Origin of the sequence: Zemynaea arenosa (genome assembly GCF_004614185.1) — a bacterium.
Taxonomy (GTDB): Bacteria; Pseudomonadota; Gammaproteobacteria; order Burkholderiales; family Burkholderiaceae_D; genus Telluria; species Telluria arenosa.
The window spans coordinates 105,428-119,695 of record NZ_SPVF01000128.1 but is presented as its reverse complement, the minus strand read 5'-3'; the positions used below and the strand labels follow the sequence as shown (position 1 = coordinate 119,695).

Genomic DNA, 14,268 nt, shown 5'->3' with positions numbered 1-14,268 from the left:
CCGCAGCTGCGTCGGATGCAGGTGCTGGCACCGGCGACGGCCACGCCGACGGCGACAAGCGCCCGCGCGGCCCGCGCGCCATGCGCGAGCAGCGCCAGGTCCGCGACGCCCTGAAGGCCGAGCAGCAACCGCAAGCCACCGCGGCCGATGCAACTGCTGAAACCGCTGATGCCTCCGCAGACGCCGTTGACCAGCAACCCCGGCACGACAGGCAGCACGCCCACAACAAGAAGAAAAAGAAGAAAAACAAGAACGGCCAGCAAGCCCAAAACGGCCAGCAGCAAGGCCAGAACGGCCAGCAAGCCCAATCCGGCCAGCAAGGCCAGAACGCCCAGCCCGGCCAGCAGAAACCAGGCCAAGGCCAGCACAAGCAAGGCAAGCAAAACCAGCAAGGCCAGCAGAAAGGCCAGCACGGCAAAGGCCAGAACCAGCAAGGCCAGCACAAGGGCAAGCCCGTTGACGCCGACGCCGTGTTCTCCTTCGTCACCTCGGATGACTTCGACGCCACCGAAGGCGGCAAAGGCAACGGCCAGAGCAAGCCGGTCCGCCGCGACCTGACCGCCGAAGACGACGCGCCCAAGCTGCACAAAGTGCTGGCCGAAGCCGGCCTCGGCTCCCGCCGCGACATGGAAGAGCTGATCATCGCCGGCCGCGTTTCGGTGAACGGCGAACCGGCCCACATCGGCCAGCGCATCCTGCCGACCGACCAGGTGCGCATCAACGGCAAGCCGATCCAGCGCCGCGTCAGCAGCAAGCCGCCGCGCGTGCTGGTCTATCACAAGCCCGCCGGCGAGATCGTCAGCCACGACGACCCGGAAGGCCGCCCGTCGGTGTTCGACCGCCTGCCGACCATGAAGGCCGGCAAATGGCTGGCCGTCGGCCGCCTGGACTTCAACACCGAAGGCCTGCTGCTGTTCACCACGTCCGGCGACCTGGCGAACAAGCTCATGCACCCGCGCTACAACATCGACCGCGAATATGCCGTGCGCACCCTGGGTGAGCTGGAAGAAGGCATGCGCCAGAAGCTGCTGGCCGGCGTCGAGCTGGACGACGGCCTGGCCAGTTTCACCAAGATCGCCGATGGCGGCGGCGAAGGCGTCAACCGCTGGTACCGCGTGGTGATCGGCGAAGGCCGCAACCGCGAGGTGCGCCGCATGTTCGAGGCGGTCGGCCTGACCGTCTCGCGCCTGATCCGCACCCGCTACGGCGTGATGACCCTGCCGACCAACCTCAAGCGCGGCCGCTGGGAAGAGCTGGACGAACACGCCGTGCGCGACCTGCTGAAGCTGGTCGGCGTCGAGAAGAAGGGCGGCGAGCAGAAACCGGGCCAAGGCCAGGGCAAGCCGAAGGCGGTGCCAGGCCAGGGCCAGGGGCTGGGCAAGCAGAAACAGCCGCAGCAGGGCGCGCCGCGCTCGGACGGTAACCGCATCGACCGGCCGGACGCCAACCGCAATGCCGATCCATTCCCCAAGCAGCAACGCTACGGCAAGAAAGGCGGCGGCTTCGGCCAAGGCCAAGGGCAGGGCGGCGGCAAGGGCTTCGGCCAAGGTGGCCCAGGCAAGGGCCAGGGCGGGCAGCCGCGCGACGCCAAGGGGCCGCGCCAGCCGGATCCGCTTCAGACCAGCTGGGGCTTTGCACCAGCCGGTCCGGTCCGCCGCGCCCAGGGGCCGCAGTCACACTTCCGCGGCGACCCGCACGGCCTGCCGCGCCGCACCCGCCGCGGTTGACAGGGAGCGGGCCGCCTGGGCGGCCTCGGCAAAAAATGCCGGAACCGGGTTGAAGGGACGCGTGCCCATCCCCACATGGGGTGGGTACGCAGCAGCCGCTTACTCGCGGGCAACTGCTGCGAACACGCCCCGATCTGCCCAAATCCCGCAAAATCGTGTTGTAAGCCCGTCCAATTCCGGCTTCGCGATTGCCGCACCGCGCCAAAAGCGTTATAATTCTGGTCCTAACCAGCGGACGGCAAGGCCGCAGGTAGGCATAAGAAGATGGGCACTTGCCCATTTTTTTTTTGTTGAACCGTTTTGACCCCTTGGAGTATCCCGTTTGCAGCTGTTTGATCTGATTGCCACCACCGTCACTGGCCTGGGCTTGGAACTCGTCGATGTGGAACGAGCCGAGCGCGGGATTTTGCGCGTCTATATCGACCGCACCCAGGCGGACGTGGAAGCGCGCGGCCCTGTCGACGTGGAAGATTGCGCCACGGTCAGCCACCAGCTGTCGCACGTATTCACGGTCGAAAACGTGGATTACGACCGGTTGGAAGTGTCGTCGCCGGGGCTGGACCGCCCTGTGCGCACGCTGCAGGATTTCGCGCGTTTCGCCGGCCACGAGTGCACGGTCAAGCTGCGCGTGCCGATGCCGGGCACGGACAACCGCAAGACCTTCACGGGCATTCTGCAAGCCCCGCATGGCGACAAGATTGGTTTGGAATTTGAAAGCAAGGATGGTCCGGCGTTGTTGGAATTTACGCTCGCCGAACTGGATAAGGCACGCTTGGTGCCGCAGGTGAATTTTGGGAGCCGCAAAGCATGAGTCGCGAAGTATTGTTGTTGGTTGATGCGCTGGCGCGCGAAAAGAACGTCGACAAGGACGTCGTCTTCGGCGCGCTTGAGTTCGCTCTGGCGCAAGCCACGAAGAAGCGCTACGAAGGCGAAGTGGACATCCGCGTCTCGATCGACCGCGAAACCGGCGAATTCGAGACCTTCCGCCGCTGGCACGTGGTGCCGGACGACGCCGGCCTGCAGCTCCCGGACCAGGAAATCCTGCACTTCGAAGCCGTCGAGCAGATTCCGGACATCCAGGTGGACGAGTACATCGAAGAGCCGGTGGAATCGGTCGACTTCGGCCGCCGCTTCGCCCAGGACACCAAGCAGGTGGTCCTGCAGCGCGTGCGCGACGCCGAGCGCGAGCAGATCCTGGCCGACTTCCTGGAGCGCGGCGACTCGCTCGTGACCGGCACCATCAAGCGCATGGAGCGCGGCGATGCGATCGTCGAATCCGGCAAGATCGAAGCGCGCCTGCCGCGCGACCAGATGATCCCGAAAGAGAATCTGCGTATCGGCGACCGCGTCCGTGCCTACATCCTGCGCGTGGACCGCAACATGCGCGGCCCGCAGGTGATCCTGTCGCGCACCGCGCCGGAATTCATCATGAAGCTGTTCGAGCTGGAAGTCCCGGAAATCGAGCAGGGTCTCCTGGAGATCAAGTCGGCCGCCCGCGATTCCGGCGTGCGCGCCAAGATCGCCGTGTACACGGCCGACAAGCGCATCGACCCGATCGGCACCTGCGTCGGCATGCGCGGCTCGCGCGTGCAGGCCGTGACCGGCGAACTCGGTGGCGAGCGCGTGGACATCGTGCTGTGGTCGGACGATCCGGCCCAGTTCGTGATCGGCGCGCTGGCTCCGGCCAACGTGTCCTCGATCATGGTCGATGAAGACAAGCACGCGATGGACGTGGTGGTCGATGAAGAAAACCTGGCGATCGCGATCGGCCGTTCGGGCCAGAACGTGCGCCTGGCGTCCGAGCTGACCGGCTGGAAGATCAACATCATGACCGCCGAGGAATCGGCCGACAAGCTGGCCGCGGAAACCGCGCTGGTGCGCGGCCTGTTCATGGAAAAGCTGGACGTGGACCAGGAAGTGGCCGACATCCTCGTCGAAGAAGGCTTCTCGTCGCTGGAAGAGATCGCCTACGTGCCGATCTCCGAAATGCTGGACATCGAAGCCTTCGACGAAGACACCGTCAACGAGCTGCGCACCCGGGCCCGCGACGCCCTGGTGACCGAGGCGATCGCGTCGGAAGAGGGCCTGGAAGGCATGGAAGAAGCGCTGGTGAACCTGGAAGGCATGGACCGCACCACCGCGGGCAAGCTGGGCCTGGCAGGCATCAAGACGCTGCAGCAGTTCGCCGGCCTGGCGTACGACGAGTTCGGCGCCATCTTGGCGCTGTCCTCGGACCGCGCCCGCGAGCTGATCACGAATGAGTTTAATGATGTGACCGACGATGAAATGAAGCTGGTCGATGCGAAGTACGACGAGCGCGCCAAGGCCCTGCAGGAAAAGGCCTGGGCCCAGGCCGAGGCAACTGCCACTGCCAAGGCCTAAGCAGTAAGAACTTATCATCCGTCGCACAAAGAAAAGAGGACTGAATGGCGAGTAACAACGTAGCCCAATTTGCCACCGAACTGAAGATGCCCGCAGACGTGCTGCTGACGCAGTTGCGCTCCGCTGGCGTCGAGAAAAGTTCGGCGTCAGATCCATTGTCGAAAGATGATAAGGACAAGCTGCTGAACCACCTGCGCCGGTCGCACGGTGCGACCGAGCCGACCGAGAAGAAAAAGATCACGCTGACCCGCAAGGAAACCACCGAGATCAAGCAGGCCGATTCGAGCGGCAAGTCGCGCACCATCCAGGTGGAAGTGCGCAAGAAGCGCACCTTCGTCCAGCGCGACGACCTGACCACGACCGCCGCTCCCGCCGCGCCTGCTGCGCCGGTTGTGGATGCGGCCGAGCAGGCCCGCCGCGACGAGGAAGCGCGCCGCCAGGCTGAGCTGATCGCGCGCCAGGAAGCCGAGCTGCGCGAGAAGCAGGAGCGCCTGGCCAAGATGGACGCCGAGCGGGAAGCGCAGGAAAAGGCCGCCGCCGCGGAAGCCCAGCGCCGCCAGGAAGAAGACGCCAAGCGCGCCGCTGCTGCGGCTGCGTCCGCTGCGACCGAAGAGCAGAAGAAGGCCGCCGACGAGGAGGCCAAGCGGGTCGCCGATGCCGCGGCCAAGGAAGCTGCCGAGCGCGTCGCTGCCGCCGAGAAGGCGCGCAAGGCCGTGGCCGACGAAGTGGCCCAGATCAAGGCCATGATGAGCCAGCCGCGCCGCGTGATGAAGGCGCCGGAACCCACCCCGGCTCCGGCCGCCGCGCCGAAGGCGGCGGAAGGCACGCTGCACAAGCCCGCGGACAAGAAGCCGGCCGGTGTGGCCGGCCGCGAAGACAAGAAGCCGGCCACCGGCGACAAGAAGTCGATCAAGTCGGCCAATGTGTCGTCGACCTGGTCGGACGACAAGCGCCGTGGCGCACCGGCCCCGAAAGGGCGCGGCGGTGCGGGTTCCAATACCGGCGGCCGCGACGGCTGGCGGGCGGGCGGCAAGGGTGGCCGCCGCGGCCACAGCGACGACCGCGAATCGAATTTCCAGGCCCCGACCGAGGCGATCGTCAAGGACGTGCACGTGCCGGAGACCATCACCGTGGCCGAGCTGGCGCACAAGATGTCCGTCAAGGCCTCCGAGGTCATCAAGCAGCTGATGAAGCTGGGCCAGATGTGCACCATCAACCAGGTGCTGGACCAGGAAACCGCGATGATCGTGGTGGAAGAGATGGGCCACAAGGCCTTCGCCGCCCAGCTGGACGACCCGGAAGCGCTGCTGGTGGACACCGGCGACCATGCCGCGGCCGAATCGCTGCCGCGTGCACCGGTCGTGACCGTCATGGGCCACGTCGACCACGGCAAGACCTCGCTGCTGGACTACATCCGCCGCGCCAAGGTGGCGGCCGGTGAAGCGGGCGGCATTACCCAGCACATCGGTGCCTACCACGTGGACACCCCGCGCGGCATGGTCACCTTCCTGGACACCCCGGGCCACGAGGCCTTCACCGCGATGCGTGCGCGCGGCGCGAAAGCGACCGACATCGTCATCCTGGTGGTGGCGGCGGACGACGGCGTGATGCCGCAGACCAAGGAAGCGATCGCCCACGCGAAAGCCGCCGGCGTGCCGCTGGTGGTGGCGATCAACAAGATCGACAAGCAGGGCGCCAACGCCGACCGCGTGACGCAGGAGCTGGTCGCCGAAGGCGTGGTGCCCGAAGAATACGGCGGTGATTCGCCGTTCGTGCCGGTGTCCGCCAAGACCGGCCAGGGCATCGATTCGCTGCTGGAAAACGTGCTGCTGCAGGCCGAAGTGCTGGAGCTCAAGGCTCCGGTCGAAGCCCCGGCGCGCGGCCTGGTGGTCGAATCGCGCCTGGACAAGGGCCGCGGTCCGGTGGCCACGATCCTGGTCCAGTCCGGCACCCTCAAGCGCGGCGACGTGATCCTGGCGGGTTCCGCCTACGGCCGCGTGCGTGCGATGCTGGACGAGAACGGCAAGAACGTGGCCGAAGCCGGCCCGTCGATCCCGGTCGAGATCCAGGGTCTGTCGGACGTGCCGGCGGCGGGCGAAGAAGCCATTGTCATGCCGGACGAGCGCAAGGCCCGCGAGATCGGCCTGTTCCGTCAAGGTAAGTTCCGCGACGTGAAGCTGGCCAAGCAGCAGGCCGCCAAGCTGGAGAACATGTTCGACCAGATGGCCGAAGGCGAAGTCAAGAACTTGCCGCTGATCGTCAAGACCGACGTGCAGGGTTCGCAGGAAGCGCTGGTCGGCTCGCTGCAGAAGCTGTCCACCTCCGAGGTGCGGGTCCAGATCGTCCACGCGGCGGTCGGCGGCATCACCGAGTCGGACGTCAACCTGGCAGTGGCTTCGAAAGCGGTCATCATCGGCTTCAACGCCCGTGCCGATGCGCAGGCGCGCAAGCTGGCCGAGGCCAACGGGGTCGACATCCGCTACTACAGCATCATTTACGATGCGATCGACGAGATCAAGACCGCACTGTCGGGCATGCTGGCGCCGGAGAAGCGCGAGCAGGTCACCGGCCAGGTCGAGATTCGCCAGGTCATCCTGGTGTCGAAGGTTGGCGCGATTGCGGGCTGTCTGGTGGTCGATGGGGTGGTCAAGCGTACCTCCTCGGTCCGCCTGCTGCGGAACAACATCGTGGTGTGGACCGGCGAGATCGACTCGCTCAAGCGCTTCAAGGACGACGTCAAGGAAGTCCGTGCGGGCTTCGAGTGCGGCCTGACGCTGAAGGGCTACAACGACATCCAGGTCGGCGATTCGCTCGAAGCGTTCGAAGTCCAGGAAATCGCGCGTACGCTGTAAGCGCTCACGCGGTACCATAGCCACCGTCATGCCCGTGCGAGCGGGCTGGCGGTGGTTTGTTTATGTGACGTACAAAGAACAATGGCAAAACACAGCAAGAGCATTCCCCAGCGCGGCGTACGCGTGGCGGACCAGATCCAGAAGGACCTGTCCGAGATCATCGCGTTCCAGCTGAAGGACCCGCGCGTGGGCATGGTGACGCTGAGCGAAGTGCAGCTCACGCCCGACTATGCGCACGCGAAGGTCTACTTCACCACGCTGAAGGACGATCCCGAGACCATCAAGCAGACCCTCCAGGGCCTGCAAAAGGCGGCCGGTTTTCTCCGCAATGAGCTGGGGCGGCGCCTGCACATCCACACGCTGCCGCAGATCCACTTCGTGCACGACATCTCGACCATGCGCGGCATGGCGCTGTCGGCGCTGATCGACCAGGCCAATGCGACGCGTGCGGCGGATGCCGAAGACGATGCGCCCTCCGGGGCCGACGCCGATACCGATGCACGCGACGCGGACCAAGACGCCGAGTGAAGAAAGTTCGTGACCTCGTCGACGGCGTCCTGCTGCTCGACAAGCCCGTTGGCTTCTCGTCCAACGACGCGCTGATTAAGGCCAAGCGTATCCTCAACGCCGCCAAGGCCGGGCACACCGGCACCCTCGACCCGTTTGCCACAGGCCTGCTGCCGCTGTGCTTTGGCGAGGCGACCAAGTTCTCGCAGGATCTGCTGGAAGCCGACAAGACCTACGAAACGGTGGTGCACCTGGGTGTGCGTACCACCACGGGCGACACCGAAGGCGAGGCGGTTGAGACGCGGGACGTCGATCCGGCGCTCGACGTTGAGCAAATCGAGCGTGTGCTGGCGCAGTTCCGTGGTCCCATCCAGCAGGTGCCGCCAATGTATTCGGCACTGAAGCGCGACGGCAAGGCCTACTACGAGTACGCGCGCGAAGGAATTGTGCTGGAACGCGAGGCGCGTCCGGTCACGATTCACCGCCTGGAACTGCTGGGGTACGAGGCGCCGTTCCTGCGCCTGTCGGTCACCTGCAGCAAAGGGACCTACATCCGTGTGCTGGGCGAGGACGTCGGCGCGGCGCTTGGCTGTGGCGCGCACCTCAACGCCCTGCGCCGCACCGGCGTCGGCGCGCTCACGGCGGAGCACATGATCACGCTGGACGGCCTGGCCGGCCACGCCGATCCGCGCTCGCTGCTGGCGCCGGTGGACGCGCTGCTCTCCACCTTCCCGCGCATCGACCTGACCGACGACCTGGCCAAGCGCTTCCTGCACGGCCAGCGCCTTGCGCTCGGCAAGGAGCCCGCGGTCACCGTGCCCGCAGAGCACGGCCGCACCCGCATCTACCACGACGGCCGCCTGCTCGGCACGGGCGTCCTCGGCGACTACGCCATCCTCGCGCCGGAACGCCTGATCCGCACCGCTGGCTAACTGCAACCGCGAGCTCGCCCGCCATCGCAGGTGCGCGCTAACCCGCCATCGCAGGCGCGGGCTCACCCGCAATTGCGGCTGCGGGCACGCTGAACTCCAGGGTCGCGCCATCCGCGGGGATGTGCAGGCGGGCGCTGACGCCCGAACGGTCGGCGGCTGCGCGCAGGCCTGCGCGCGTGACGGGGCAGTGGCTCAGCGCTTCAAGGTGGTTCGCCACCACACTGCCTGTGGCGATGCGGGTGAACTCCACCACTTCGTCCTGCCCCATGATGATGTCCGCCCCAAAGTCGAAGTGCGCGCCACCGGCCGGGATCAGGCAGACGTCCGGCTGGTGCTCGGCCACGAAAGCCCGGACCTCGGGCGTCAGCACCGTGTCGCCGGACAGGTACAGACGCGGCTCCCCCGGCAGCTCGATCAGATAGCCCACTCCGTGCTCCATCAACAGCGAGACAAAGCCCGTGCCATGACGGCAGGCGAGGGTGCGGATTTGCCCGCCCAAAAACGGCTGCGGCTCATGATGTCCAACCCCCAGCGGCTGCACGTTCAAGCCGCGCTGGCGCAGGTGCTGCGCATCGTGCGGCGTGCAGACCACCGGAATCTGCCGCTCCCGCAGCCAGTGCTTGGCCGCGCGGTCGAGGTGATCGAAGTGCCCCTTCTGGCAGTGCGTGATCAGGCAGTGCGTGACCGTCTTCAGCAGTTCGTCCGCCGGCGCCGGAAGTTCGACCAGCGGATTGCGGGCGCGCGGGACGAGGAACTTCAACGGCGGCAGGGCATCCTTCGGCGCCAGCATCGGGTCGACCAGGATGCGGTACCGACCGGCTTCGACGATGATGGTGGCGTTGCGCAGCTGGGTGATCTTCATGGCGGGTCAGGGTGGAGTGGCGATGTGGAGATTGTGGCCGCCCGCGACTTCTGTTCAAATGGCAGGAACTGACATAAAGCATCCAATTTCTGACATGCCCGTCCCAGACCCGCTCCGCATCGGCCTTGTGCTGTACCCAAACTGCATGCCATCCGGCCTGCTGTCGTTTGCGGACCTGCTACATGGAGCCAACCGGCGCGCGGGCGCCCGCCTGTTCGAGCCGGTGTTCGTGGGCAGCGCGGGAGGGCAGGTCGAGTGCGCCCACGGCCAGGCCCTGCGTGCCACCGCGGCACTGCGGGACAGCGCAGTCGATGCGGTGCTGATCCCTGGCTTCTGGAGCGAGTCGGCCGGTCAGATCGCCAGCACGCTCGCGCAGAACGCGGAGCTGGTGCAGACCATGGCGCGCCTGCCGCGCAGCGTCATGGTGTGGAGCTACTGCACCGGTGTGTGCCTCGCCGCCGCAGCGGGCCGCTTGAACGGGCAGACGGCCACGGTCACGTGGTGGCTGGCGGACCTGATGCGCGCGCAGTACCCCAAGGTGGACTGGCAAACGGAGAGGACCTGCATCTTCAATGCAAAGAACGCCACCGCCTCCGGCGTCAACGGCCACCTGCCGATCGCCCAGGCCTTCATCGAGCAGCGCCTGAGCCGCGATGCCTACTCCGACCTCGTCAAGCTGCTGGTACTGCCGCGCCCCGAGCGCACGCACCACGCCTTCCGCATGCTGAACCTGATCGAACAGCCGGACCGCGTGATGCGGGCCCTGTACGCGCAGGCGGAGCAGATGCCCGCTGCGGGGGCGAGCGTGGAGCGGCTGGCGGCGCAGCTCAACATGACGGGGCGCACGCTGGCCCGCAAGGTTGCCGCCGCGAGCGGGCTGGCGGTGGGCGCTTACGTGCGCCGCGTGAAGCTGAACCAGGTGAGCGAGCGCCTGATCCACACTTCCGTCCCCGCCAGCACCATCAGCGCGGAGCTGGGCTTCAGCAGCGACTCGGGCATGCGCCGCATGTTCAAGGAACTCACCGGAATGACGCCCGCGCAGTACCGCCAGGCCTTCGGCCGCGCGTGACGCCCGCCACGCGGGGGAGTCAGTCCCGCAGCGGCCAGTTGAATTCCGTGCGCCACTGCTGAGGATCGGCGCTCGACTCCGGCCCGGCTGCATAAAACTCCCACAGTGAATGAGCGCTGGTGTGGCCTTGTGCCGTCACCCATTGCCCCAGCTCGCCCCACGCGTCGCCCAGTCCCTCATAGCCGCCGTGGTAGACGGTACGCGCGACGCGGGCTGCGGGCAGTTCCCACGCCTGTACCCGGCCCGCAGGCGTGAACGGTTCCTCCACCGGCACGCCCACGGCGAAGTCGAAGGTCTCCGCTGGCAGCTGCACATGGTGCGAGAACATCGGCCCCGCCGGGCGCACGCCTTGCGCGGCCAGCACCTGCATCACTTCCTGCATGGCCGGGTGCATCATTTCGCGTATCTGTGCGCGCGGGATCGTGATGCGGATCGCGGCGCAGGGCCGCGCCAGTGCCTGGACGATGGTGGGCGTATCGATCATGCGGGCTCTCCTTGGGCCAGCTCGGCGATGGTGCCCGATGCCAGCAGGCCTTCGAGCGCGTTGAAGCCCGCGGCCACGCCTTTCTCCATCGGGGTCTTGAGCACCGCATCGCGCACCGCGGCCGAGTCGTACTGCACGCTCAGGGTCAGGATGGTCTGGCCGTCCTGCTCATCGAAAGTCACCACTGAATGCGCCGCGCCGTCGTACCAGGCCTGGTCAAAGCGTTCGGTTGCGGCCAGCCGCTCGCCAGGCACGATCTCGGTGAACTCGCCGCCCATGCCCATTTCCATGCCGTCCGGCCCGCGCCACACGTAGCGATAACGGCCGCCGACGCGCAGGTCGATCTCGCAGACGGGCATGGTCCAGCCATTGTGGACGCCAAGCCAGCGCTGCACCAGCGACGGGCGGGTGTAGGCGGCGAACACCAGCGCGCGGGGTGCATCGAAGGTGCGGGTCATCACGATCTCCCGATCGCCCGCGACGCGCAGTTCCATAGTGTGCTTTTTCATTGAGTGCCTCCTTTGGGGCTCTGCAGATCCTGCAGCAGAGCGTCGAGTCCATCGAAATTGGCTTCCCAAAGACGCCGGTAGCCGTCCAGCCATTGGCTTGCCTCCGCCAGCGGCGCCGCCTCGATGCGGCAGGGGCGGCGCTGCGCGTCCCGCGAGCGCGTGACCAAGCCCGCGCGTTCCAGCACCTTGATGTGCTTGGAAATCGCGGGCTGGGTCAGCGCGAACGGTTCGGCCAATTCGTTGACGGTGGCTTCGCCCGCAGACAGCCGGGCCAGGATGGCGCGGCGGGTCGGGTCGGCGAGGGCGGACAGGGTGAGGCTGAGGGAATCCATGCCTTTAGAACCATATGGCTATATAACTGATACGGAATATACGAGCATGAACGACGGCCGTCAAGCGATTTCTTGAACGTCATCTCAACCCAGGCGGATCGGCAGCTGGCGGATGCGCTTGCCGGTGGCGGCAAACAGCGCGTTGCACAGGGCCGGGGCGAGCGGCGGCGTGGACATCTCGCCCAGCCCTTCCGGGTGCGCCGTGCTGTCCACGAAATGCGTCACGATGCGCGGCGCCTCATGCATGCGCAGCACCGGGTAGTCATTGAAGTTCCCCTGCACCACGCGGCCGGCGTCGATGTCGATGCGCTGGTTGAGGGCCACCGAGAGGCCGTCCATGATGCCGCCCTCGATCTGATTGAGCGCGCCGCTGCGGTTGACGACAATGCCGCAATCGACCACGGCCAGCACCTCGTCCACCTTGAATGCGTTCGGTCCCGTCATCCGCAGGCTCACCACTTCGGCCACATAGGCCCCAAACATGAAGTGGCAGGCGAAGCCGCGGTAGACACCCTTGGCCGCCGGCCTGCGCCAGCCGGATCTCTCGGCCGCGAGTTCGATCACGTGGCGCATGCGGGCCGTGCTCCACATGGGGCCACCATGGTCGCGGAAGGGCAGTTCGCGGTCGCCGGTGCCGAGCAGTTCCAGGCGCAAGGCGACGGGATCCTTGTGCGCCGCATGCGCCACTTCGTCAAGGAAGGACTGGTCCACCCAGCAGGTGGCGTTGTGGCCGGGTGCGCGCAGGGCGCCGCGCGGGATCTTGGACACCACCGGCGTGTAGGCGACGCGCAGGTGCGGCACCAGCCCGGCCGGGAACGCGTCGGGAAAAACCTCGGTCGCAAACGGCGGGCTCGCAGGGTTGGCAAAGGCGCGGCGCGGCGTGGTGGAGCCGGTGACGTCCCAGGCCGTCAGGCGCTGCTGGCCATCGAGGGCGGCGCGCAACCTGTACATGCCCGCGGGGCGGTAGAAATCGTGGCGTACGTCGTCCTCACGCGTCCACACCACCTGCACCGGCTGGCCGCTGGCCTTGGACAGCAGCACCGCCTCGCAGGCGTAGTCGACCACCAGCCGGCGCCCGAAGCCGCCGCCGGAGCGCGTCATGCGCACAGTCACCTTGTCCAGTGGGAGGCCGGTGAGGTCGGCGGTGGCGCGCTGCACGTCGTCCGGGACTTGGGTCGGTCCCCACACATCGGCACCGTCGGCGCGCACGTGAGCGGTGTAGTTCATCGGCTCCATAGGCACGTGCGCGAGGAGCGGCACCTCGTACACGGCTTCGATGGCGCGGGCGCCAGGGGCCGCGAAGGCGCCTGCGGTATCGCCGTCGTTGCGCACCACGACGGCCGGGTTGGCGAGATTGCGCTCGAACTGCGCGCGCAGGCTTGCCGTGCTCTCGGTCTCTCCGCCGCGGGTATCCCACTCGACCTTCAAGGCCCTGCGGCCCTGCATCGCGGCCCAGGTGCTGGTGGCCAGCACCGCCACGCCTGCGCCGTTGCGCGTCGGCCGCGAAGAGGCATCGAGGCGGATCACCCGGACCACGCCGGGCACCTTGAGCGCCGCGCTGTCGTCCACGCTGCGGACGGCGCCACCGAACACCGGACACCGCTCGATGCACGCGACCAGCGCCCCGGCGGGGCGCGCGTCAATGCCGAATTCGGCCTGCCCACGCACGATGGCCCGCACATCGACGCCGGGGAGCGGCTGGCCGATCACCTTGAACTGTTTCGGGGCCTTGAGCTTGGGGTTGGCGCGGGGACTGAGCTTGGCCGCGTCCTGCGCCAGTTCGGCGTAGGTCAGCGAGGCGCCGGTGTCGCTGCGATAGACCTTGGCCTCACGCGCGGCGCAACGGTTGAGCGGCAGGTTCCAGCGGCGGGCAGCCGCTTCCACGAGCATCTCGCGCGCCGAGGCACCGGCCTGGCGCAGCGCGGTGAAATTGGTCTTGACGGACGTGCTGCCCCCGGCGCCCTGGTCGCCGTACTTCTCATCGAGGAGGGCCTGGCGCACCTGCACCATGGTCCAGGGCACCTCGAGTTCTTCGGCGATGATCTGGGGGAGAGAGGTTTTGACCCCCTGGCCGATTTCGGGGTTCTTGGCCATCAGGACGATGCTGCCGTCGCTGCCAATGGACAGGAAGGCGTTGGGGGAGAATGTGGCGGGAGGGGCGGCGGTACTGTCATCGAGCCGGAACCCGATCACCAGGCCGGTGCCCAGCAGGGCGGCCGTTTGCATGAAACTGCGGCGCGATACGCTCATTGTCATCCCCTTGTTGTTGATGTGGCAGCGGGACGATTCTAGCGAAGAGCCGCGCGGCGCGCTGATGGCGCCGCGAAATACCGTGAACGCTTACGTTCGTCGGCGGAACGCATACGCACCCGCGGCCGCCACACCGGCAGCGGCCAGGGCGCACAGGGCGGGCTCGGGGAGCGCCGATTTGGTGTGCAACTGGTAGACGAGAGAGAGCGGTGCGAGGGCGACAGCAAGTACGGCTGCGGCCACCGCGGTCCGCCATACCGGGTTCAATAACATATCAGTTCTCCTTTTTTTCCTGGGCTTGTACTGCGGGATTCATCTTAGCCACCCGGAAAATTTCCTGGCGCACTTAATGAAAGCTTCAC

At 66.9% G+C, this 14,268-nt stretch carries 13 protein-coding genes; 7 read left to right on the top strand and 6 right to left on the bottom strand.

Annotated elements, in window-relative coordinates; genetic code table 11:
• Positions 1-443: hypothetical protein (locus E4L96_RS24705; protein ID WP_370660740.1), on the bottom strand; the 443-nt coding region annotated here is incomplete at its 3' end.
• Between the two features lie 27 nt (positions 444-470).
• Here E4L96_RS24705 and rluB point away from each other — a divergent pair.
• The 6 genes from rluB to truB all read left to right on the top strand — a co-directional run bounded on the left by rluB (position 471) and on the right by truB (position 8,400).
• A complete protein-coding gene (gene rluB / locus E4L96_RS10265) occupies positions 471-1,727 on the top strand; it encodes a 23S rRNA pseudouridine(2605) synthase RluB (RefSeq protein ID WP_370660739.1) in 1,257 nt (418 codons plus the stop codon).
• A 322-nt stretch (positions 1,728-2,049) separates the two neighbouring features.
• Positions 2,050-2,538, top strand: coding sequence for a ribosome maturation factor RimP (gene rimP, locus E4L96_RS10260; RefSeq protein WP_135207110.1), 489 nt, complete (start codon positions 2,050-2,052; stop codon positions 2,536-2,538).
• The gene (gene nusA, locus E4L96_RS10255) at positions 2,535-4,109 is read left to right on the top strand and encodes a transcription termination factor NusA (RefSeq protein WP_135207109.1); all 1,575 of its coding nucleotides are present in this window, start codon (positions 2,535-2,537) and stop codon (positions 4,107-4,109) included. Before rimP ends, nusA begins: the two co-directional genes overlap by 4 nt.
• 44 nt (positions 4,110-4,153) lie before the next feature.
• A complete protein-coding gene (gene infB, locus E4L96_RS10250) occupies positions 4,154-6,961 on the top strand; it encodes a translation initiation factor IF-2 (RefSeq protein ID WP_135207108.1) in 2,808 nt (935 codons plus the stop codon).
• A gap of 81 nt (positions 6,962-7,042) precedes the next feature.
• Positions 7,043-7,489 carry a 30S ribosome-binding factor RbfA gene (gene rbfA, locus E4L96_RS10245; protein ID WP_135207107.1) on the top strand — a complete coding sequence of 149 codons (447 nt, stop codon included), beginning with the start codon at positions 7,043-7,045 and terminating at the stop codon, positions 7,487-7,489.
• On the top strand, positions 7,486-8,400 hold the full coding sequence (gene truB / locus E4L96_RS10240; protein ID WP_135207106.1) for a tRNA pseudouridine(55) synthase TruB: 915 nt from the start codon (positions 7,486-7,488) through the stop codon (positions 8,398-8,400). Before rbfA ends, truB begins: the two co-directional genes overlap by 4 nt.
• A 37-nt stretch (positions 8,401-8,437) precedes the next feature.
• On the opposite strand, the gene E4L96_RS10235 is transcribed toward truB, so the two are convergent.
• A complete protein-coding gene (locus E4L96_RS10235; protein ID WP_135207105.1) occupies positions 8,438-9,262 on the bottom strand; it encodes an MBL fold metallo-hydrolase in 825 nt (274 codons plus the stop codon).
• 145 nt (positions 9,263-9,407) lie between these two features.
• On the opposite strand from E4L96_RS10235, the gene E4L96_RS10230 reads away from it, so the two are divergent.
• The gene (locus E4L96_RS10230) at positions 9,408-10,331 is read left to right on the top strand and encodes a GlxA family transcriptional regulator (RefSeq protein WP_135207104.1); all 924 of its coding nucleotides are present in this window, start codon (positions 9,408-9,410) and stop codon (positions 10,329-10,331) included.
• Between the two features lie 19 nt (positions 10,332-10,350).
• On the opposite strand, the gene E4L96_RS10225 is transcribed toward E4L96_RS10230, so the two are convergent.
• The 4 genes from E4L96_RS10225 to E4L96_RS10210 form a co-directional block, all read right to left on the bottom strand.
• Entirely contained in the window at positions 10,351-10,815 is a 465-nt protein-coding gene (locus tag E4L96_RS10225; RefSeq protein WP_135207103.1) for a GyrI-like domain-containing protein, read from the bottom strand.
• A complete protein-coding gene (locus E4L96_RS10220) occupies positions 10,812-11,324 on the bottom strand; it encodes an SRPBCC family protein (protein ID WP_135207102.1) in 513 nt (170 codons plus the stop codon). Before E4L96_RS10220 ends, E4L96_RS10225 begins: the two co-directional genes overlap by 4 nt.
• Positions 11,321-11,656 carry an ArsR/SmtB family transcription factor gene (locus tag E4L96_RS10215; RefSeq protein ID WP_135207101.1) on the bottom strand — a complete coding sequence of 112 codons (336 nt, stop codon included), beginning with the start codon at positions 11,654-11,656 and terminating at the stop codon, positions 11,321-11,323. Before E4L96_RS10215 ends, E4L96_RS10220 begins: the two co-directional genes overlap by 4 nt.
• 84 nt (positions 11,657-11,740) lie before the next feature.
• The gene (locus E4L96_RS10210; protein ID WP_167758651.1) at positions 11,741-13,882 is read right to left on the bottom strand and encodes a xanthine dehydrogenase family protein molybdopterin-binding subunit; all 2,142 of its coding nucleotides are present in this window, start codon (positions 13,880-13,882) and stop codon (positions 11,741-11,743) included.
• Between the last annotated feature and the right edge of the window lie 386 nt (positions 13,883-14,268).